The 20982-nt window shown below is 44.2% G+C and carries 18 protein-coding genes; 12 read left to right on the top strand and 6 right to left on the bottom strand.

Features of this window, described 5'->3' with window-relative positions:
* The first annotated feature begins 36 nt into the window (after positions 1 to 36).
* The 11 genes from BC751_RS10135 to BC751_RS10090 all read left to right on the top strand — a co-directional run bounded on the left by BC751_RS10135 (position 37) and on the right by BC751_RS10090 (position 12584).
* Positions 37 to 4407 carry a 2-oxoacid:acceptor oxidoreductase family protein gene (locus tag BC751_RS10135; RefSeq protein ID WP_207226868.1) on the top strand — a complete coding sequence of 1457 codons (4371 nt, stop codon included), beginning with the start codon at positions 37 to 39 and terminating at the stop codon, positions 4405 to 4407.
* Between the two features lie 80 nt (positions 4408 to 4487).
* A complete protein-coding gene (locus BC751_RS22065; RefSeq protein WP_207226867.1) occupies positions 4488 to 4943 on the top strand; it encodes a ferredoxin in 456 nt (151 codons plus the stop codon).
* 4 nt (positions 4944 to 4947) lie between these two features.
* Positions 4948 to 6294: an electron transport complex subunit RsxC gene (gene rsxC, locus BC751_RS10130; RefSeq protein ID WP_130275427.1), complete on the top strand. Its 1347-nt coding sequence runs from the start codon at positions 4948 to 4950 to the stop codon at positions 6292 to 6294.
* Entirely contained in the window at positions 6287 to 7291 is a 1005-nt protein-coding gene (locus tag BC751_RS10125; protein WP_130275426.1) for an RnfABCDGE type electron transport complex subunit D, read from the top strand. The genes rsxC and BC751_RS10125 overlap by 8 nt, the downstream gene beginning before the upstream one ends.
* Before the next feature lie 4 nt (positions 7292 to 7295).
* Positions 7296 to 7985 carry an RnfABCDGE type electron transport complex subunit G gene (locus tag BC751_RS10120; protein WP_130275425.1) on the top strand — a complete coding sequence of 230 codons (690 nt, stop codon included), beginning with the start codon at positions 7296 to 7298 and terminating at the stop codon, positions 7983 to 7985.
* Position 7986: 1 nt separating this feature from the next.
* Complete coding sequence (gene rsxE, locus BC751_RS10115) at positions 7987 to 8628, top strand: electron transport complex subunit RsxE (protein ID WP_130275424.1); 642 nt, start codon at positions 7987 to 7989, stop codon at positions 8626 to 8628.
* Positions 8625 to 9203, top strand: coding sequence for an electron transport complex protein RnfA (locus BC751_RS10110; protein WP_130275423.1), 579 nt, complete (start codon positions 8625 to 8627; stop codon positions 9201 to 9203). Before rsxE ends, BC751_RS10110 begins: the two co-directional genes overlap by 4 nt.
* A gap of 7 nt (positions 9204 to 9210) precedes the next feature.
* Positions 9211 to 9402, top strand: a complete 192-nt coding sequence (locus tag BC751_RS10105; RefSeq protein ID WP_130275422.1) for a hypothetical protein — start codon at positions 9211 to 9213, stop codon at positions 9400 to 9402.
* A 29-nt stretch (positions 9403 to 9431) separates the two neighbouring features.
* Positions 9432 to 10289: a ferredoxin reductase domain-containing protein gene (locus BC751_RS10100; protein ID WP_130275421.1), complete on the top strand. Its 858-nt coding sequence runs from the start codon at positions 9432 to 9434 to the stop codon at positions 10287 to 10289.
* A 356-nt stretch (positions 10290 to 10645) separates the two neighbouring features.
* Complete coding sequence (locus BC751_RS10095) at positions 10646 to 11509, top strand: RnfABCDGE type electron transport complex subunit B (RefSeq protein WP_130275420.1); 864 nt, start codon at positions 10646 to 10648, stop codon at positions 11507 to 11509.
* A 115-nt stretch (positions 11510 to 11624) separates the two neighbouring features.
* Entirely contained in the window at positions 11625 to 12584 is a 960-nt protein-coding gene (locus BC751_RS10090) for a proline iminopeptidase-family hydrolase (protein ID WP_130275419.1), read from the top strand.
* Here BC751_RS10090 and BC751_RS10085 read toward each other — a convergent pair.
* The 3 genes from BC751_RS10085 to BC751_RS10075 form a co-directional block, all read right to left on the bottom strand.
* Complete coding sequence (locus tag BC751_RS10085; protein WP_242617319.1) at positions 12494 to 14380, bottom strand: IS1634 family transposase; 1887 nt, start codon at positions 14378 to 14380, stop codon at positions 12494 to 12496. The genes BC751_RS10090 and BC751_RS10085 overlap by 91 nt on opposite strands.
* A gap of 160 nt (positions 14381 to 14540) precedes the next feature.
* On the bottom strand, positions 14541 to 14762 hold the full coding sequence (locus BC751_RS22060; protein ID WP_207226866.1) for a hypothetical protein: 222 nt from the start codon (positions 14760 to 14762) through the stop codon (positions 14541 to 14543).
* 4 nt (positions 14763 to 14766) lie between these two features.
* Entirely contained in the window at positions 14767 to 15423 is a 657-nt protein-coding gene (locus tag BC751_RS10075) for an outer membrane beta-barrel protein (RefSeq protein WP_242617430.1), read from the bottom strand.
* A 348-nt stretch (positions 15424 to 15771) separates the two neighbouring features.
* Here BC751_RS10075 and ftsH point away from each other — a divergent pair, with 348 nt between their 5' ends.
* A complete protein-coding gene (ftsH, locus tag BC751_RS10070) occupies positions 15772 to 17748 on the top strand; it encodes an ATP-dependent zinc metalloprotease FtsH (protein ID WP_130275418.1) in 1977 nt (658 codons plus the stop codon).
* A gap of 44 nt (positions 17749 to 17792) precedes the next feature.
* Here the strand turns inward: ftsH and BC751_RS10065 are convergent, their stop codons facing one another.
* The 3 genes from BC751_RS10065 to BC751_RS10055 all read right to left on the bottom strand — a co-directional run bounded on the left by BC751_RS10065 (position 17793) and on the right by BC751_RS10055 (position 20843).
* Positions 17793 to 17972: a hypothetical protein gene (locus tag BC751_RS10065; RefSeq protein WP_130275417.1), complete on the bottom strand. Its 180-nt coding sequence runs from the start codon at positions 17970 to 17972 to the stop codon at positions 17793 to 17795.
* Positions 17969 to 19369, bottom strand: coding sequence for a purine-cytosine permease family protein (locus tag BC751_RS10060; protein WP_130275416.1), 1401 nt, complete (start codon positions 19367 to 19369; stop codon positions 17969 to 17971). The genes BC751_RS10065 and BC751_RS10060 overlap by 4 nt, the downstream gene beginning before the upstream one ends.
* Before the next feature lie 67 nt (positions 19370 to 19436).
* On the bottom strand, positions 19437 to 20843 hold the full coding sequence (locus tag BC751_RS10055; protein ID WP_130275415.1) for a sugar porter family MFS transporter: 1407 nt from the start codon (positions 20841 to 20843) through the stop codon (positions 19437 to 19439).
* Positions 20844 to 20982: the final 139 nt, after the last annotated feature.

Below are 20982 nucleotides of genomic sequence, written 5' to 3'. Positions count from 1 at the left end.
TCTTTTTTTTCTTCAATCTGACAACCCAAAACTGTCATGGAAAACAAAAATAAAACATTCAAATACCCTGGAGTAAGAGTTGCAATGGATGGAAATACCGTTGCTATCATGTGTGAAAGGGAATCCTCTGATGCTGCAGGCGCCTATCCGATCACCCCTTCTACACAGATGGGTGAATATTGGGCTGAAGAAGCGGCAAAAGGCCATCTGAACATATCAGATCGGCCTTTGATTTTTATCGAACCTGAAGGGGAGCATGCAGCTGCGGCAGTTACGGCGGGATTATCCATGACAGGACTGCGGTCTACCAATTTTTCTTCCGGCCAGGGCATTGCGTATATGCATGAATCCCTTTATGCAGCGGTGGGAAAAAGACTGACCTATGTGCTGAATATTGGGGCAAGGGCTATCACCAAATCCACCCTGAATGTCCATGCCGGCCATGACGATTACCATGCCATTGACGATACCGGATTTTTTCAACTTTTCGCCAAAAAAGCCCAACATGTGGCAGACTTGAATATCATTGCCCATAAAATAGCGGAATTGGCCTTAAACCCTGGGGTTGTCGCCCAAGATGGCTTCCTGACCACCCACCTGATCGAATCCCTCCTATTGCCTGAGCGTGATCTTATCATGGAATACCTGGGCCGTCCGGATGATATCATTGACACGCCCACTCCTGCCCAAAGGATCATCTACGGAGACAAGCGCCGTAGAATTCCTGAATTATGGGATGTGGACAATCCCATGATGGCTGGAATTGTACAAAACCAGGACTCCTATATGCAGAGTGTAGCTGCTCAAAGACCCTTCTTCTTTGACCATATCAAGGAACTTACCGACCAGGCTTTTGAAGAGTATTACCAACTCACCGGAAGAAAATATGGAAGGATAATGACCTATAAAGCAGAAGATGCAGATTACCTGATCCTGGGTCAGGGAAGTGTGGTTTCCAGTGCGGAGGCCGTGGTGGATTATCTAAGAAAAACAAGAGGAATAAAAGTAGGAGTCGTAGACCTGGTGATGTTCAGGCCTTTCCCGGCAGATCTCCTGGGCCATATTTTAAAAGGAAGAAAAGGAGTCACCATCTTGGAAAGATTGGATCAGCCTTTGGCAGAAGATGCACCGATTATGCGGGAAACAAGGGCTGTCATCACCAAATGTCTGGAAAACGGTAATTATAAAAAGGATAAACCTTACCCGGAATTGGCATCATATTCCCCCAGCGATATGCCTCCCCTCTATTCGGGGTCTTTTGGAATGGGCAGCAGGGATTTACAACCTGAGGGCATTATTGGTGCAGTTGAAAACATGCTTCCGGATGGAAAACATAAAAAACAGTTCTACCTGTCCATTGATTTCATCAGGGAAAATGCCTTTTCCCCAAAACAAAGGGTCCATCAGGAAAGCATTCAGGATGCCTACCCCTTCATCAAGGATCTGGCAATCCACGGCTCAGAAAATCCCAACCTTATGCCCAAAGGAGCCATCACCGTCAGGTTCCATTCCATTGGAGGCTGGGGAGCCATTACGACTGGCAAAAACCTCGCTATGACTTTGTTTGACCTTTTGGGTTATGACATCAAGGCAAATCCGAAATACGGTTCTGAAAAGAAAGGCCAGCCCACTACTTACTATCTGGCAGCAGCTCCGGAACCTATCAAGATCAACTGTGAATATTTCTTCGTGGATGTGGTACTGTCACCGGATCCAAATGTATTCAAACATACCAATGCCCTTGCAGGGCTTAAAAACGGCGGAACCTTTATCATCCAGAGTGAGAAGAAAACAGCAGATGAAGTTTGGGCCGATATCCCCAAACACTATCAGAAAATAATCATTGAAAATGAAATCCGCATCTTTTATGTGGATGGATTCAAAATTGCCAGAGAAGAAGCTACCGATCCCGAACTTCAGCTCAGAATGCAGGGCATTGCCTTCCAGGGAGCATTTTTCGCTGCCTCACCGCTAATGGAAAAGGCAGGCTTAAATGACGAAGCATTGCTCAAAGCCATTGAAGAACAGTTGCAGCACAAATTTGGCAGCAAAGGCCAAAGAGTGGTGGATGACAACATGCGTGTGGTCAAACGGGGATTTGATGAAGTTTACGAAATCAAAAATAAAGTTTTGGGTGCGCAAACCGAAAAAAGCAATGGACATGCCACCCCTCCCATCCCCTCCATGCTCAAAGACAGTCCGGTCTCTGCATCCAAACTCAGCGATATCCACCGTTTTTGGGAGCAGACAGGCTATTTCTATCAAACCGGACAAGGCAACGACAACCTGACTGATCCCTTTATCGGGTTGAGCGTGATGCCGGCTGCTTCATCTCTTTTCAGGGACATGACGGGAATTCGGTTTGAACACCCAGAGTGGATTGCCAATAATTGTACTGCGTGCGGCAACTGTTATACTGTATGTCCGGACACCGCCATCCCAGGATTGGTAAGTGAATTGTCCGATGTATTGGACACCATTTTGAAAAGGGTGAAAAGAAAACACGACAAACTCGAATTTCTACCCAAAGCCGTCAAACAATTGGAACCAAGGGTCAGGGCACTTTTCAATGAGCCCCATGGTGAGGCCACGGTCAATAACCTGATCAATGAAGCCATTGACGAAATGAAAGGCCAGGAGAAGAAAGAATCTCTGCTGAGTACCGAACTGGAATGGTTCAGGGAAGAATTAGGGGATTTTCAATTTGCATTGACCAGGCCCTACTACGACCTCAATGAAAAGAAACAGCCGGGCAGCGGGGGATTGTTCAGTATCACTGTAAATCCAACTACCTGTAAAGGTTGTATGGAATGTGTTGCCGTCTGTAATGATGATGCACTCAGGATCGTCAAACAAACCGATGAGTCGGTGGCACGCCTCCGGGAAGAATGGAGTGTTTGGTCTGATTTGCCCAATACCCCTAAAAAATACCAGCGTATTGATAATCTTGAAGAAAAAATAGGCCCCTTGGAAACCATTTTACTGGACAAAAATGCCTACCAAAGTTTTGCCAGCGGGGATGGGGCCTGCCTGGGCTGTTCCGAAAAATCAGTTGTGCATCTTTTTATAGCCACAGTAGAATCTTTGATGATGCCAAGGGTGGAGAAACATGTAGCTTACCTCCAGGAACTGATTGAAAATCTGGAAAAACATATCCAATTACGGCTCATGAAAACCGTGAATGTGGTGGATGCCGATCTGATGTCGAGAATTGTATCTGAGATGAAAGGAAGTGACCTTACCATGTCTTCCATAGCCAGCCGTTTGGAGTCAGAAAAGGGAACTGAGCCTATCGATCAGGATTGGTTACGTGAGACTACACAGATATTGGCAGGACTGAAACATTTATTGTGGAAATACACCCAGGGAACGACCAACAAAGGACGTGCTAACATGGGTATGGCCAATGCTACCGGATGTACTTCAGTATGGGGTAGCACCTATCCCTATAACCCTTACCCTTTCCCATGGGCGAACCATTTGTTCCAGGACAGCACTTCTTTGGCAATGGGCATATTTGAAGGCCATATGGCCAAAATGGCAGATGGCTTCAAACTCATCCGCAAAGCGGAAATGGAACTGAAGGGGAATTATAATCCAAGAGATCAAAAAGATTTCTTTACATATTTCAATTGGGAACAGTTTAGCGATGATGAATGGAAATTGTGTCCTCCAGTAGTCGCTTTGGGAGGAGATGGTGCCATGTATGACATCGGTTTCCAGAACCTTTCCCGAATGATGGCTTCCGGCAAACCTATCAAGGTGGTAGTAGTAGACACCCAGGTCTATTCCAATACCGGTGGGCAAGCCTGTACTTCTGGATTTATCGGGCAGGTATCTGATATGGCACAGTTTGGAAAAGTTTGGAAAGGAAAACCTGAACCAAGAAAAGAAATCGGACTGATCGCCATGGCCCATAGAAACACTTATGTGATGCAGTCCACTTTGGCCAATACCAGCCACATGATCGAAGGATTTATCGATGGCTTGATGGCTAGAAGACCTGCCCTTTTCAATTTGTACACCACTTGCCAGCCAGAGCACGGCGTAGCCGATGACCTTGGAGCACATCAGGCCAAACTGGCAGTTGAATCCCGGGCCTATCCGTTGTTCAGGTATAACCCTGACAAGGGAGTGACACCTCAGGAAGCCTTTGACCTGGAAGGAAACCCTGCCCTGGAAAAAACATGGCCTACCTATGAACTCAAGTACCTTGAAAATGGCAGGCAGAAAACCATGGAGGTGGCAATGACCTTTGCGGATTTTGCTTTGACGGAGGCACGGTTCAGGAAACATTTCAGAAATGCGCCAAGAGACACTTGGAATGAAAACATGGTGGTACTGGAAGAATTCCTGGAAATGGAAGAGGCTGAAAGAGAAGGGAATTCCCTTTCATCTGGGCAGTAGACCGAAAGCAACACCTGACAAGGGTCCTGGTCTCCAAAACTATGGTACACTCCTGCGAAGAACGCCGTGACTTTTGGGTTATGCTGAAAGCAATAGCCGGGGTAAAAGCTGAAAAAGCAACTCCTGTGGAAGATCTGGAAAACAAAATAAGAACAGAAGTAGTGGGCAGGATTGCCAAAGGTCTGATGAAATTGGCAGGAGATAATGGGATGGGAATCATGGATTTGACTTTAGAGGAAAGCAAAAAGGAAAATCCGAATATTCCAGCACCTTCTCCCAATGGAGAATATCTTGCGCCATGGTTGGAAACAGATTTCTGTACCTCCTGTGATGAATGTATCAAAATCAACCCCAATATTTTCGCCTATAACAACGATAAAAAAGCTTATATCAAAGATCCAAATGCAGGCCCGTATTCTGACCTGGTAAAAGCTGCAGAAAAATGTACTGCCGGCGTCATACATCCCGGATTGCCTGCGGACAAAAACGGACCGGACATGGAAAAATGGATCAAGAGAGGCGAAAAATTCAATTGATCCCATGTTCCTGCTGGCTAAAAATACCTTTTCACATGGAATTCATCCACCTGAAAACAAGGAGGAGACAAACCGACTGCCCATCCGGCAATTCCCGTTTGCTCCCCTGATCATCCTACCTATGCAACAGCATATAGGGACGCCTTCACAGATCATTGTGAAGGAAGGACAGGAAGTGGCAAGGGGTCAATTACTGGCCAAAGCCAATGGCTACATGTCCGTCCCTTTGCATTCCCCGGTATCGGGAAAAATAAGGAAAATTGCCAATGTCCCGGTCATTTCAGGTCAAATGGTCCCGGGCCTCTACCTGGAGCCATTCCCCTTTTCCGGCCAGGAAATATCGGAGGGCAAACCTATTCCACTTTCTGCCAGTCCTGAGGAGATCTTACAGGGAATTCAGGATGCCGGTATAGTTGGATTAGGAGGGGCAGCATTTCCAACACATGTAAAGCTCAAAATTCCGGAAGGAAAAAAATGTGACCATCTTCTCATCAATGGAATTGAATGTGAACCTTACCTCACTACCGACCACCGGGTGATGTTAGAGCAGGCAGATGATATTTTCATGGGTATTAGGTATTTATTGAAAGCCACTGGTGCCAAGGAAGTAATCATTGGCATTGAGGCCAATAAACTGGATGCGGCAGAACATTTATCGGGTAAAATACCGAAAGATTTACCTGTAAGCGTTCAGGTTGTTCCTGTAAAATATCCTCAAGGAGCGGAGAAAATGCTGATTACTTCAATCCTGGGAAAAGAAGTTCCCTCAGGAGGCTTACCTATCGACGTAAATACCGTTGTCGTCAATGTAGCCACCACCGCCGAGATTGGGAGGTTATTACCACATGGACAGGGAATTCAGGAAAGGGTTATTACCATCACCGGTCCTGCCATCAGTAAAAAGGGAAATTACCTCATCCCTATTGGAACCCCACTCCGGTATATACTGGAACAGGTAGGTGCAAGTAAAGACATATGTGAAGTATTTATGGGAGGTCCCATGATGGGCGTCTCAGCATCAAGTCTGGATATATCTATAGTCAAGGGAACTTCAGGAATTGTGGTGTTTGGGGAAAATGACACCAAAAAAACAGAGAAAATCTATCCCTGCATCAAATGTGGCGCTTGTGTAGATGCCTGTCCCCTTTTCTTAAACCCCTCCAAACTTGGGATATTGGCAAAATCCGAAGCCTATGAAACCATGGTTGAGGAATACAACCTGATGGATTGCTTTGAATGTGGGTCATGCACCTACGTTTGTCCCTCCAATATCCCCTTGGTACAATATTTCCGCTTATCCAAGGGAATTATCCGAAAAAGGAAAGCCAACAGTCAAAAAAGCAATGTTTAGCAAGACCCTACATATCAGTTCCTCTCCCCACATCAAAAAAGATGTCAGCACGGATCTCATTATGAAAAATGTGGTCTATGCCCTTTTGCCAGTGGTCTTGTTTTCCATATATGCTTTTGGGATCAATGCCTTACTGGTCATTGCCACTTCCGTCTTTGGTTGCTTGTTGACAGAACACCTGCTTTGTAGGTGGTCCAATAGGGAAAGTACCATTTCTGATTGGTCCGCAGTGATAACCGGAATTCTTTTGGGACTTACTTTACCACCGATTTTTCCCCTTTGGATGACTTTTCTTGGAGCCGTATTGGCCATAGGTTTGGGAAAATTTGTTTTCGGAGGATTGGGATATAATGCATTTAATCCTGCGCTCGTGGGCCGTGCTTTCCTACAGGCTGCTTTCCCTGTTGCCATTACCACCTGGCATCCATCTTTCTTGGAAGACAGGTTTTTCCATATTTCCAAATCTGTTCTTGCCCTTCCCTTTGCTGAACCAATAGTAGATGGAATTTCGGGTGCTACCCCACTTTCAGCGTTCAAATTTGATAAAATAACTGCTGAAACCTCAGACCTTGCCCTGGGACTGATCAGTGGCTCTATTGGAGAAACCTGCTCCTGGATTATTGTGCTGGGAGGAATTTATTTGATTTATAGGAAAATGATGAACTGGAGAATACCTGTAGCCATACTTGCCACAGTTTACCTTTTGAGCGGGATCTTATTTCTCCTTGACAATCAGGTATACCCCTCCCCACTCTTTATGCTTTTCTCTGGTGGTTTGATGTTGGGTGCTGTATTTATGGCAACCGACATGGTCGGATCTCCCATCACCCCTCTTGGCGTATGGATCTATGGGGTTTTTATAGGCCTTTTGATAGTGGTCATACGGATTTGGGGCGGGCTTCCTGAAGGTGTGATGTATGCCATTTTGTTGGGCAATGCGCTTACCCCACAAATTGACAAAATAATCAGGCCTAGGGTTTATGGTACAAAAAGATAGCAAGATGGATACAAAAAAGACCATACCGACCCATCAAGAAAACTCTCAGGGAAGTAAAAAAATGCTGACCGCGATGGTAGGTATCGGTGTTTTCTGTGCCCTACTGATCGTGTTGACCTATGAAGGAACAAAGGAAAGGATAGAAAGACTCAAAGCCGAAGCCCTGGAACAGGCGGTATTCAGGGTATTGCCGGGAATAAGCCAAACCAAAATATTTGAGCTGACAGATGATGGAAACTTTATCCCTTCAGATGGGAAAGACCGCAGTAAAAAACTGGTTTATGCGGGGTTTGGAGACGATGGAACTCTTAAAGGGATAGCCATCGAGGCAAGCGGACAGGGCTATGCAGATGTCATACGGATTTTGTACGGATACAATCCCTTCACCCAAACCGTGGTAGGAATGTATGTCCTGGAAAGCAAGGAAACCCCCGGATTGGGAGATAAGATTGAAAAAGATGAAAATTTCCTGTCCAATTTCAAGGCCCTCTCGGTAGCCCTTTCAGAAGATTTGACAAGGATTGAAAATAGGGTCGTTCCAGTAAAGCAGGGCAGTAAAACAAATCCCTGGGAAGTAGATGGAATCACGGGAGCGACCATTTCATCAAGGGCAATCGGACACATTATTGGAGAAAGTTCTGCTACAATAATTCCATTGATATACAATCAGTTGGAAAAATTTAAACTGGATTGAAATGAGTACTGGGATAACAAAAAATACGGAACTGAAAAATACACCAAGCTCCACTGATGAATTCATCAAAGGGCTTTGGCGCGAAAATCCGGTATTTGTTCAGGTATTGGGCATGTGTCCTGTGTTGGCAGTTTCCAATACTGCCCAAAATGCCCTTGCTATGGGGCTGGCAACGGCATTTGTCTTGCTGATGTCCAATATCTTGGTTGCATCCCTGCGGAATTTTATCCCCAAACAAGTAAGGATAGCTTCCTTCATCCTGATCATTGCCACATTTGTAACCATTGTGGATTATGCCATTCAGGCCATCAGCGTGGACCTACACAAAAACCTGGGGGCATTTATTTCACTGATTGTTGTCAATTGCCTGATCCTGAGCAGGGCTGAGGCCTTCGCATCCAAAAATAGCATTGGGAAATCAATCATGGATGCCCTTGGAATGGGCCTTGGCTTTGTTTTCGCCTTGTTTTGTCTGGGTGCTGTACGTGAGTTATTGGGCAATGGCACCCTGTTCAACATTGAAATCTTCCCCGGATCCTTCCAGGAATGGATTATCATGATCTTGCCTGCCGGTGGATTTTTCACCCTGGCGCTTTGGCTATTACTGTTCAATTTCTTCAAATCTAAAAAAGCGGGAACATGAATACGGAATCTTATTGGAGCATATTTGTCAATGCCAGTCTGGTCAACAACTTCGTACTTGCCTATTTCCTGGGTATCTGTCCTTTCCTCGGTGTTTCGGGCAAAATGGAAACAGCCACCAAAATGGGCGGTGCAGTAACCTTTGTGATGCTGATCAGCTCCCTTTGTGCCTATGGAATTCATGCCTTATTGGTAGCAATCAATGCTCCCTTCCTGCAACTTATCAGTTACATTGTGGTCATTGCCTCCACAGTCCAATTGGTGGAAATGTTTATCAAAAAAATGAGCCCTGCCCTGTTCAGGGCCTTGGGAATTTTCCTGCCACTGATTACTACCAATTGCGCGATACTGGGATTGGCTTTATTCCAGACAAGTAAAGCTTACAGCCTTTCACAAAGTTTGATTTATGCCCTGGGTGCAGGGACCGGTTTTACCCTTGCACTTATTCTGATGGCAGGAATCAGGGAACAGCTGGAATTCGCTGAGGTGCCCAATGTGGTAAAGGGAACAGCCCTCACCTTATTGGTAGCAGGGATTTTGTCATTGGTTTTCATGGGATTTTCGGGATTAGGGTAAAAAAAATATGGAAAATATACTCAGCTATGTAATTGGGATCGGGGCCATAGTCACCATGATGCTGGCCTGGGTTGGGATACAGTCCCTTTGGAGGAATACCTTTTCAGAAAACATTTCAGATGAAGATGTTTTGGCTGAAAGAAGGAGTTGCGGCAATTGCGGTTGTACCAAAGTTTGCATAAAAGAAAAATCACGGTAAAACATTCATCAACATAAAACATTATCGCTATGTCTTATTTATCAGAACTCAACACCAAGAAGCAATATAAGGCAAGGGTGAAGCAAACCCATCGCCTCACCCCAACCAATAAGGAAGAAATCAGGGAAATCATCCTGGAGGTGGAAGATCCTTCCTTCAAGTGCAAAGTCGACCAAAGCTTTGGTGTTTTGGTAAAGCACAGCAGTGATTTTGGCAATGAATATCACCATCGCTTATACAGCGTGGCCGACTTACCTGCTACTGAAAATGGCCACACCAAAATTACCATGTTGGTCAAACGCTGCTCTTATGTAGATGAATTCAGTGGAGAGTTGTATCATGGTGTCAGTTCCAATTACCTATGTGACAGAAGGGTGGGAGATGAAATAACCATTACAGGTCCATTTGAATTGCCCTTCAAGGTACCCGAAGACAAAAATGCCAACATGATCCTAATCGGTATGGGCACTGGTATTGCCCCTTTCCGGGCTTTTATCAAGCATATCTACAGTCAGGAGAAAGAATGGAAAGGCAAAATCAGGCTTTTTTATGGTGCAAAAAGCGGATTGGAACTGCTCTATCTGAATGATAAAGACGGAGACCTGACCAATTATTATGACAAGGCGACTTTCGAAGCCTTCCATGCCCTAAGCCCCCGTCCGCACTGGAATGATCCAATTTTGTTAGATAAGGCCATAGAATCCAGGGCGGAAGAAATTTTGGAGATGCTGTCTTCTGCCAATACCTATATCTACATCGCAGGATATGAAAAAGTAAAAGAAAACCTCAATAAAGCTTTTATCAATATCATGGGCTCGAAAGAAAAATGGGAAAACAGAAAAGCGGAACTGATTGCCGGGAAAAAATGGGCCGAAGTTATTTATTAGAAGCGAGATTCTAGAAACAAGAGAAAAGAGTCAAGATGCAAAACAATAGGACAAAGAATCAATAAGAGCAAATTGCACCAATTAAGATTTATATGACTAAAAGAAACCTGAAATGTACTGATAACCACGAAGTGGTTAAACTTTTCAGTAGCCCTGGGTGCAACCCAGGATCAAGAAAACCACAACCTTTCTAGGTTCGATCAACCCTGAAAGGGTTGAACTTAGGAGATGAAAGATGAAAAAATGCTGAGTGTAATCTTGATTCTTGTTTCTTGATTCTTGTCTCCTGTCTCTTGCCTCTATGTACATGGTACATTAACTAACTGAAAACTGATTAAACTAAAGCATAAGCCAAAATGACCATACTAATCGCCTTGCTTACCTTGGGAGGACTGACGCTTTTATTGGCTTTGATGCTGACCATCGCCAACAAGAAGCTGTATGTTTATGAAGATCCAAGGATAGATGTGGTGGAAGGTATGCTTCCCCATGCCAATTGCGGTGCCTGTGGATATCCCGGCTGCAGGCCTTTTGCAGAGGCGTTGGTCAAGGGTGAAATGCTTCCCGGAAAATGTACAGTGAGCAGTGAAGACGGCAGAAAAGCGATTGCTGCATATTTGGGGGTAGATGCCGGTACAGAGGAGAAAAGAGTGGCAAGACTGGCCTGTGCGGGAGGTTTCAATGTCGCCATCAACAGGGCAAAGTACGAAGGTATAGGTACCTGCAGAGGAGAAGCATTGATTGCCGGGGGAGGAAAAGGTTGTTCCTGGGGCTGTCTCGGACATGGAGATTGTGAAAAGGTCTGTGATTTCGATGCCATTAAGATGAATGCCTTTGGGATCCCAGTGGTAGACGAATCTAAATGCACTGCCTGCGGAGATTGTGTGGAAGTGTGTCCTAAAGATCTCTTTTCACTCCACCCGGTGAGCCATAGACTTTGGGTGGCCTGTAAGAGTCTGGAAGCTGGAGATGCGGTGTTGGAAGATTGTGAAGTGGGCTGCACAGCCTGTGGCAAATGTGCCATGGATGCACCCAATCTTATTTCCATGGTCAATAATCTGCCTCTTATTGATTATTCTAAAAACCACCAGACTCAGGTTCCCATTCAAAGATGTCCTACAGGAGCCATTGTTTGGCTGGAAAGTTCCGGTGAAGTGGTCAAGGGTGCAGAAGCCAAAAAAATTATCCGTAAGGGCAAAAAGAACCTTGGGGAAAGCTGATTATTTTAAATCCTAACCGGTAGTTGCTTGTTTAGCAGCAGATTCGATTTGTTTAAAATCAGCCCTTTGCTTATATTCAACAGCTTTTGTCAGTATCATTTAGCCCCTTTCTTCTATGAAAAAATACCTCATCATTCTTTCCCTCATGGCTTTCTTTGCCCAGTCCTGTTCTCAACAAGGCCAAAAAGAGCGTGAAGACTGCCAAGTGACAGCTTCCTATCTGGACTTTTCTAACAGGGACGACCAATTTGAAGGTGGAATCCGCATGATCCCTATCCAAACTCCAAAAGGAGAATTCAGGGTTTGGACCAAAAGGGTAGGCAATAATCCAAGCATGAAGGTATTACTGCTTCACGGAGGACCGGGGATGACCCATGAACTGTATTCCTGCTTTGATGGCTATTTCCCATCAGAAGGCATCGAATACATTTACTATGACCAGTTAGGCTCTTATTATTCTGACCAGCCGGAAGATCAGTCTCTTTGGACCATTGACCGCTTTGTAGACGAAGTGGAGCAGGTAAGGAAAGCCTTGGGGCTCAACAAAGATAATTTTTACCTTTTTGGGCAATCCTGGGGCGGTATGCTGGCCATGGAATATGCCTTCAAGCATCAGAATAACCTGAAAGGCCTGATCATTTCCAATATGATGTCCAGCTTGGATGAATATGAAAAGTACGCCAAAGAAGTATTGGGACCACAAATGCCCTCAGAAGTTTTTGCAGAAATCATGGAAATCGAAGAAAATGAAGACTTTGATAATCCCAGGTATGAAGAGCTTCTGCTCGAACACCACTACCAGTACCATGTCTTGAGGATGCCTTTGGAAAAATGGCCTGAAGCTGTCATGCGCTCCCTGAAGCATGTCAATCCAAACGTCTATGTGTACATGCAGGGACACTCTGAATTTGGCATCACAGCAGGGGCGACTTTAAAGGGCTGGGACAGAAGGGCTGATCTCAAAAACATTAACCCAGATTGCAGCTATCCGCCTGTAAGTAGCTGTAATTTGGGTATTTCTGTTTTTTTGAGTTCAAGTTTGTGTACTACGGATTTTCTTTTTTTAAACGGTTGATATTTGGCCTTAAGGATGTCGTAGATTTCTTTTAGGTTTTTGTTTGGAACTGTACACTTGCGTGTGGTAATGATTTTGTCATAGGTGTTTTTCCCTGAAGTAGTGATGACCTTTTGTGTGTTGCCTACTCTTACTATTTCACGCCAGCAGCTTTTTATTCCATTCTGTTTGAGCTGGTACCTTACTGTATTGACTATCCAATATGCAAGGATTCCCAGATGTAGATGTGCCATGGCGGCATCATCATTTTTATGGTAAATCGGTCTGAGGTCCAGGTCGGTTTTGAGGGTACGGAAGGCATTTTCTATTTCCCTGATAGTGTTATAGATATTCCAGATGATGTACTCCTCCTGCACGTTCAGGTTTGTCCGTAAAAAATAGACGCCCAGATTATCGGTTTTTGCCTGCTCCCGTTCCGGGTTTTTCTTCCATGACATTGCTGTTGCCTGTTCTGTTTTAGGGTCACTTTCAACAGTGATCTCATAATAATACTGGACTGATGGATACTTTTCTTTGGCCCTCCCGATGCGCTGGTGGACTTTATCGGTTTTTTTGACTCCTCCCTTGCTGTTGAGGGCATGGTGTATTTTTTGCAGCTCCTGTTCAAACCTTTCTTCGAACTGTAGCTTCATACCTTCCTCTTTCTTCTCTTTGGAAGGGCTTTTGACTTCTAAATAATAGTCTGTGTTTTTTTCTGTGGACACGGCTCTGAGTCTGATGTTCTGCTTTGATTTTGTTTCCAGCAGAGTTGTAAGCCTGTCGGGCACATAGCTATAATCCTTGAGTTTTGTCCTGCTTACACAGAGGTAGCTGTATCCTTTGTTCCGGATAAGATGCAGGTTTTCTTCGGTGGCTATGCCCGCATCGAGTACCACTACCGCAGGTCCTGTACAGGTGTGGACGGAAAGCTTTTCAATCATTGCGGCAAGTGTGTTGCAGTCTGCTATGTTTCCTTCCAGGATTGAGGAGTACTTGATAAACCCTTCCACATTCACTACCAGTGCCAGCACAACAAGTTTCGCATCTTTTCTTTTTTCCTTGCTCCTTCCGTATTGTGCCAGCTTACTGTTCGGCTTTTCTCCCTCAAAGTAGGTGTTGGTCAGGTCATAAAGGATGATCTTATCCTGCAGATCAAAGAGTTCATTGGTACGTTTGGAAAGGTGCTTTTCGAGTGAATCTTTGACTTTGTACAGCTCAAGCGCACTTTTGTACAGCTTGTCCTTGGTTATTTTATCCATATCATAGCCCGTAAGCTCACAGACTGCCGAGTTTTCCTTTATCCAACGGACAGTTTTGAGTTCGGAAGCGGGGTATACCGCACGGGATACAACCTGTGTGGCTGCAAGACTGGCATCTTCGGCGCTGAATCCCGCCGAAAGTAATAAAGGTGTAAGCTGTAGCTTCTCCCATGTCCGGAAAGCAATATTCTCAGCTCCTATTTCCCTGGCATTACTGTGCTGGATGGTATCCATATCCACCATCCGTGACAGCTGCTGTTCCGACTTGATATCCAGCTTCTTGGAAGATACGATCCGATTCCAGAAGTCTTCAACATAGCGTCTGACGATTGGATCTTCCTCCAGGTCAAAAAGAGAAGCCTTCTGCTCATACTTCTCGGTAAGGTGTTTCTGTATTTTGTTGAGCTGCTCGGGTGCAGCATCCTCCATGAAACCTATATTCAGGATAGTGCGATGACACACCCTGTTGTCCGCATTACGGTAACTTTCCACCAGCCGGTAGTATCCGCTGAGTATTCCCGTATCGGGATGTTTACGTAAAGAGAACTTGAAATACATGGTGTAAAGTACTGGTATTGAACCCCAAGATGCAATACCCCTTGTGTACTACAAACCGAAAAATGGCCTTATACAGCCCGTAGAAAAAAAATCACGTAGGGGGGTACGGATAATCGGAGCTAAAAAAAAGAAAATTTCCCGAAATTTTCTTTTTTAACCCCTAAAAGCTGCAATCTGGGTTAAAGTTCCAACCCTGGTTGTCGGAGCCGGGCATGATACCATGGATCCTGCCCATATGGAATGGATGGCTTCGGAGGTTCAAAAGGGCCGTTACCTTTTCTGCCCGGATGGCAGCCATTTGAGTCAATATGATGATCAAAAGGTGTTTTTTGATGGCTTGATACGATTTGTGAAAGATGTAGATCAGGGGGTATTTTAACATCCCCTTACTTTTTACTTAGAAAAATGGTAAAACCTACTTTAATCCCAAGGGTGTTTTGCCAAGTCTTAACACCCAAAGTTTCATCATGACGTCTGCTGGAGTTGTAATTTAAAACCAAATCAAGGCTACTTTGCTCTCCCAATAGTAAGGCAAGCCCCAAACCTGCTCCAAGATGAGTGAAGCTAATATTGTTTTCTACACTAAGACCAGGACCAAGACCTCCTTCTATTTCACTCTTCAAATTTTGGCTCCCAAAAATTGAATTAATCTCTGCAAAAGGTAAAATTTTTCCTGTAGGAAAATAATACCTTACAAAAGGACCAAGTCCAAAAAGTGAATTTCTGGTTTTTAAATCAAAATCAGATGTTAGCATGTAACTCCATCCCCACCCAAGGGCCAAATCCAATCCAACTGCTAAATTCTCCATTAGAAAATACCCTGCCTTCGGCCCAATAAAAATAGCATTATCCTTCCCTTCTCCGGATGAAGAACCATCTTCAAATTCTGATCTTGTCGTGGAAAAGGAAAGATTCATCATTCCGGAGTTATCGGATACTCCAAAATTAGTGCCGGCACCGATCAGGAATCTCCCTTTTTCCATTTGGGCCTGTACATTAAACACAAAAAATTGTGCAATCAGAATTATTAGAATCTTTTTCATCTAATTTAAACTTTGAATTGTTAAACGATATTTCTCCTACAAAGTTAGGGAATCGCTATCAATATACCTGCATGAAAAATTAAAGTCTAAATGTAACCCAAAACCATAGATCTGATAAAGCCTCCAAGGATAGCTCCTGCGATGGATTCTGCCAATTTCCCCGAAGTTCAGGTTAATGCAAAAAAAAAGCAATCAAACCATCCAAAAACACAATCAATTATTGACGTAATTTTGGGCTTCTTGATGAAGCCCGCTTATTGATAAATGATTAAATTACCAAGTATTACAGAAAAACAATGCCTACTGCTCAATTCAATTTCAATAACCCGCTGTAATGCAAGTTGATTTATGAAAAAAAAACAGCCCAATGTCCCCCCTTCTCAAATCAAGCAATCCGAGAAAAAGGAGCCTTCCAACATGGACAAAACAAAGCTGCCCTCGGGTAAGATTTTGCTTATTTTTTTGGGAATCATTTTATTGAACTACCTGGTTGCCAATTACTTTTTCCCAGAAAAAGAATCCGCGGTAAAAATCCCTTATAGCCTGTTCAAAGAACAGGTAGCCTTAGGAAATGTCAAAGCCATCTATACAAAAGGAGAGCTCATTTCGGGAAAATTCGAAAATGAGATTACCTATACCCATCAGAACCCCATCAAAAAAGAGGCTAAGCCCAAAAGCGAAGAAGTAAACTTATTCACCACCACGATTCCATCCTTTGCTGATCAGGGACTGGAAATGCTTTTAGAAGAAAATGGGGTAGAAATTGTGGCTGATCCCATTGTTGAGGATGGTCTGTCAATTTGGTCCATGTTAGGTTATTTTGGCCCGGCCCTCTTAATTATTCTGTTCTACATTTGGCTATTTAGAAAGGCACAGGGCCAGGGTGGCATAGGCGGTATGATGGGCATGGGTCAGAGCAAGGCCAAGCGATTTGATCAGGATACCGATCAAAAGGTCAATTTTGATGATGTGGCCGGTATAGATGAAGCAGAAAATGAACTGGTAGAAATTGTAGATTTTTTGAAAAATCCTGAAAAATATACCAAACTGGGAGGTACCGCACCCAAAGGCGTTCTTTTAGTGGGTCCTCCGGGTACAGGAAAAACCCTTTTGGCAAAGGCTGTAGCTGGCGAATCAGGAGTGCCTTTCTTTTCTATGAGCGGGTCTGAATTTGTAGAGATGATCGTAGGGGTGGGAGCAGCAAGGGTAAGAGACCTCTTTAGAGTTGCAAGAGAAAATGCGCCAGCCATCATTTTCATCGATGAACTGGATTCCATCGGAAGATCGAGGGGGCAATATGTGATGGGCGGAGCCAGCGAACAGGAACAGACCCTTAATCAGATCCTCACCGAAATGGATGGGTTTTCCAGCAAAGAAGGAATCATAGTCTTAGCAGCTACTAACCAACCTGACATTTTGGATAAGGCTTTATTGCGTGCAGGAAGATTTGACCGGAGGGTGGTGGTAAACCCACCCGATAAGACCGGAAGGATGGCCATTCTTAAGGTTCATACCCGTAAAGTGCCCCTCTCAGAGGATTTCAGCTATGAGGAAATCGCTGCTGCAACCCCGGGATTTACCGGAGCAGATCTCAAAAACCTGGTCAATGAAGCTGCTTTGCAGGCTGCCAAAGAAAATGCTTCCAAAGTCACTCCAAAGCATTTTATGGCTGCTTTGGAAAAAATTGTACTTGGACCAGAAAGACCCATCTTGCTTACCCAAGAAGACAAAGAAAGAATCCCCTATCATGAAAGTGGGCATGCCATTCTTGGACTTTTGGTACCAGGGGCAGATCCTGTAAACAGGGTATCGATCGTTCCCCGCGGGCAGGCTTTGGGAGTAACTTACCAGCGTCCGGATAAGGATAAATACAATTATGAAGAAGAATACCTACGGGCCAGAATCATTGGTATCCTGGGCGGAAGATCTGCCGAGGAGATAGTATTTGGAACAAAAACTACCGGGGCAGAAAATGACATACAGCAGGCTACTGAAATCGCCAAAAACATGGTCACCCGCTGGGGAATGAGCAAAGAGTTAGGCCTCATCCAATTGTCAGGGCCAAGAAATGAATACCTTGGCGTCAATTATGGTCAGCAGCCTTACAGCGAAGATACTGCCAAAAGAATCGATGCCGAGGTGGTCAGGATCATTCAAGAATGTCACGAAGAGGCTAAAAAACTGCTGAAAGAACACCGGAAAGCATTGGATGCCCTGGCACAAGCCTTATTGGAAAAAGAAAACCTAAATGAAGAAGAAATCCTAAAAGCCACCGGTTTGCCTCCTGCCCCTAAATTGATCATTAGAAAATTAGACCTGGAGTAGAGATAAAAAGTTTGGATGATAGATATTTCGCCCTTAAGGAGAACTTAATCAGCATCATTCTTTTTGATAAGCTTTTCCTTCAAAAATAATCCTACAAACCAAATCACTGTACAAATCATCAAACCGGATTTGAGTTGGATATCATTCAGCAAATTCTGATAATACATCAACGAAATGCCGAACAGCGCCACTAAAACCAAAATAGGGAAGAGCATCTTTTTCATGATTTCTGGAAGATTTTGCTTAATACTAAATACAAAACCCCGCAGGCAATCCATGCCGGTAAGGTAAAGAAAGAAAGGAACACCTCATTATAAAGGGATAGGCTATAAAAAACAGCCATACTGATCAGCCAAGCGAGCAATACCGCGGCATTGAAGCTGATTTTTTTGGATTCGGCATAGTTTTTTGTCAAGCCAAATTTCTCTGCCCAATAATGCTCAAAGAAGATCACTGCTCCTATCGGCGCCAAGATAAATCCATATACCGCTACAAAATCCAATAACTTCATGGCAAAGGCAGGAAACAACCCTGCTATAGTAGCAATACCGCCCGTCACCAAAGTCACTTTCACTGTAGAACTCTTTGGAAAAATCGCCTGAAAGGCAAGACCAGCCCTGTAGATCGTAGGATTGGCCGTTGTCCAGCCTGCCACCAGTACACAAATAAGACCTGCTATGCCAACTGCCTCATAAGCCAAAGGCCCCGGAGCCACCGGGGGTACACCTCCACTGTCAAAGATGGCCGCAGCTTCAGGACTCTTCAGATAAAGGGCAAACATCAAACAGGCAGAAATCCAGGCCATAAAGTGCCCCACATACATTCCTGCAGCTGTCATCCATCCCACTGAATTCTTATCGGCATAACGCAAAACGGATAAGTCTGACATCCCCAAGTGCATGGCGGCATTACAAAACCAGGCGAAGAACAAAACATGCCAAAAGGTGAACTTAATCTGTCCGGGAAATGGATCAGATCCGTTACCCCAAACTGCCCATAAATCAGATAAACTCTCTACTCCCAATCGCTTGGCTGCCACAATTCCCGCAATCAAAAAAATCATCACCATCCAGGGCGCAGAGATATTTGAGAACTTGGAGACCGCATCATAACCTTTAGCTGCCACAATGGAAATCACTGCCCCAACAGCCAACACGACCAGTACCCAGGAAAGGCTGTTTGGCGTGGTATCCGTCAACGCAGGCATGGGCATATTGAAAGGGATACCTACAGCTGTGGCTGAAACGGTGATCATTGCCCCTGCCAAAAAACAGAACAAGAGTCCATTGGCCAAATTATATCCCGTAACCAACTTTCTCCCAGCAATTTTTTCCAATTTGTAATAAAGTGTCAATCTTTCCGCCGTAGCAATTGGAGTGGTAACGTACCTCCAGGTCAGGACTGCCAAAAAATTCCCCAACAACAAACCCATAATGAGATCAAATGCAGATACCCCCGCTGTTAGGAAAAGTGGTCCAATGACAAACTCGGTTCCAGCTGCATGTTCACCTGCATACATGCCCAAAAATTTTCTCCAATCTTTAAAATGAGAAGCAGGGACAGCTTGCCGTTCAAATTCTCCCACAGTTTTTTCTACTTGCAGGCCAGGAATGTTTTCCATAGGTTGATTTGGGTTTGGATTGGAAAATACAAAAAATCTTCGTGCATTGGTATCCTGTAATATCCTGTCATTTATTTATCAATTCCTTTTCTATTTCTTCCAGCGTTTTCCCTTTAGTTTCCGGTAAAACCATTTTCAAAACGAAAAATCCAAACAGGCAAATCAAACCATACAACCAAAAATTGTTGGCCCAACCTAGATTTTCCTTGATAGTGGGGAAACTGAATGTCAGCGTAAAATTCCCTACCCAATGTGCCAAGGCCGCAATGGACATGGCTGCACCCCTGACCTTGGTCGGGAAAATTTCAGACAGCACGACCCATAGCAAAGGTGCAAGAGTAAAAGAATAAAACATCACATTGGCCAAAACCAGAAATACAACCAATACCCCTCCTACATCCTGATAAAAAGTCAATCCTATGAGCAGGTATAGAACTGCCATGGTGGAAGTACCTATCAGCAATAATTTCTTCCTTCCAAATTTATCCACTGTGAAAATGGTAATGAATACCGATAGCACCATGACCGATCCGATTACTACAATGTTCAGCATCATCTGCTTTAGGGTATACCCTGCTGCCTGAAAGATGTCAGCCGCATAGTAAATGATCACATTCACTCCGCTCCACTGCTGTAGAAAAGAAAGGAAGACACCAATGCCAATAAATTTCAGGATATTTTTTTGAAACAGCTCTTTGAGGTTTACCTTGGCTAAATTTTCCTTTGAAAGGGTGGTATTTATTTCCGCTATTGATAGATCTGCATAAAACTCCCCGCCTATCTTGGTCAGGACTTCTTTGGCTTTCTGAACCTCTTTATTCTTGACCAACCATCGGGCACTTTCCGGAACAAAGAACATCAACACAAAAAAGAGAAAAGCCGGGACAAATTCTGCCGCAAACATCCATCTCCAAGCATAATTACCCGCCCAACTGGCAGCAATCTGTTCGAATGTTGCTGAATCCGGTAATTCATTATCCAGTAGAGAAATCTGCCAATTGATCAACTGTGCCAACAAGACCCCAATCATGACCAGCAACTGGTTAAAGGTGACCAGCATTCCCCGCTTTTGTGGAGGAGCAATTTCAGCGATATACAGGGGAGAAAGATTCAGCGCAATTCCCATCGCCACGCCACCCATGATCCTGTAAAAATTAAACCACCAAAAACTATTTGCCAAAGCAGTACCAAGTGCAGAGACGGAAAACAGCAAACCGGCAAATATCAAAAGTTTCTTTCTACCAAACTTATCACTCAACCAAATGCACAAGGCAGCACCTATCATACAGCCCACCAAGGCTGAACTGGTCCCCCAACCTTGTTGGCCGGGCAAGGTGATATTGAAATAGGGCTCATAAAAGGGTTTTGCTCCTCCAATAACCACCCAATCATAGCCAAAAAGAAATCCGCCTAATGCGGCTGTTAGACTGATTAACCAAATGTATCTTTGATTGTAATGAATTTCGGTGACCACGAATCAGAAGTTATAAGCTGCAAAATAGGTTTAAAATACTCATTAATTTGGTAGAGGCTTAGCAATATAATGGTTTTGGCAAGTTTTCAAGAAAATAATGTGGCAAAACTTTTTTTATCAGGCTTTTAAAAATAATTTA

The sequence above is a fragment of the Cecembia calidifontis genome, assembly GCF_004216715.1.
In the GTDB taxonomy this organism is placed as follows: domain Bacteria; phylum Bacteroidota; class Bacteroidia; order Cytophagales; family Cyclobacteriaceae; genus Cecembia_A; species Cecembia_A calidifontis.
Note: the sequence above shows the minus strand (reverse complement) of the source record. Positions and strands in the feature narration are given on the sequence as shown.

Excerpts from the sequence above, each read along its gene's own strand:
- BC751_RS10135 (WP_207226868.1), top strand. The coding sequence starts at position 37 with ATGGAAAACAAAAATAAAACATTCAAATACCCTGGAGTAAGAGTTGCA.
- BC751_RS22065 (WP_207226867.1), top strand. The coding sequence starts at position 4,488 with ATGCTGAAAGCAATAGCCGGGGTAAAAGCTGAAAAAGCAACTCCTGTG.
- rsxC (WP_130275427.1), top strand. The coding sequence starts at position 4,948 with ATGTTCCTGCTGGCTAAAAATACCTTTTCACATGGAATTCATCCACCT.
- BC751_RS10125 (WP_130275426.1), top strand. The coding sequence starts at position 6,287 with ATGTTTAGCAAGACCCTACATATCAGTTCCTCTCCCCACATCAAAAAA.
- BC751_RS10120 (WP_130275425.1), top strand. The coding sequence starts at position 7,296 with ATGGATACAAAAAAGACCATACCGACCCATCAAGAAAACTCTCAGGGA.
- rsxE (WP_130275424.1), top strand. The coding sequence starts at position 7,987 with ATGAGTACTGGGATAACAAAAAATACGGAACTGAAAAATACACCAAGC.
- BC751_RS10110 (WP_130275423.1), top strand. The coding sequence starts at position 8,625 with ATGAATACGGAATCTTATTGGAGCATATTTGTCAATGCCAGTCTGGTC.
- BC751_RS10105 (WP_130275422.1), top strand. The coding sequence starts at position 9,211 with ATGGAAAATATACTCAGCTATGTAATTGGGATCGGGGCCATAGTCACC.
- BC751_RS10100 (WP_130275421.1), top strand. The coding sequence starts at position 9,432 with ATGTCTTATTTATCAGAACTCAACACCAAGAAGCAATATAAGGCAAGG.
- BC751_RS10095 (WP_130275420.1), top strand. The coding sequence starts at position 10,646 with ATGACCATACTAATCGCCTTGCTTACCTTGGGAGGACTGACGCTTTTA.
- BC751_RS10090 (WP_130275419.1), top strand. The coding sequence starts at position 11,625 with ATGAAAAAATACCTCATCATTCTTTCCCTCATGGCTTTCTTTGCCCAG.
- BC751_RS10085 (WP_242617319.1), bottom strand. The coding sequence starts at position 14,380 with ATGTATTTCAAGTTCTCTTTACGTAAACATCCCGATACGGGAATACTC.
- BC751_RS22060 (WP_207226866.1), bottom strand. The coding sequence starts at position 14,762 with ATGTTAAAATACCCCCTGATCTACATCTTTCACAAATCGTATCAAGCC.
- BC751_RS10075 (WP_242617430.1), bottom strand. The coding sequence starts at position 15,423 with ATGAAAAAGATTCTAATAATTCTGATTGCACAATTTTTTGTGTTTAAT.
- ftsH (WP_130275418.1), top strand. The coding sequence starts at position 15,772 with ATGAAAAAAAAACAGCCCAATGTCCCCCCTTCTCAAATCAAGCAATCC.
- BC751_RS10065 (WP_130275417.1), bottom strand. The coding sequence starts at position 17,972 with ATGAAAAAGATGCTCTTCCCTATTTTGGTTTTAGTGGCGCTGTTCGGC.
- BC751_RS10060 (WP_130275416.1), bottom strand. The coding sequence starts at position 19,369 with ATGGAAAACATTCCTGGCCTGCAAGTAGAAAAAACTGTGGGAGAATTT.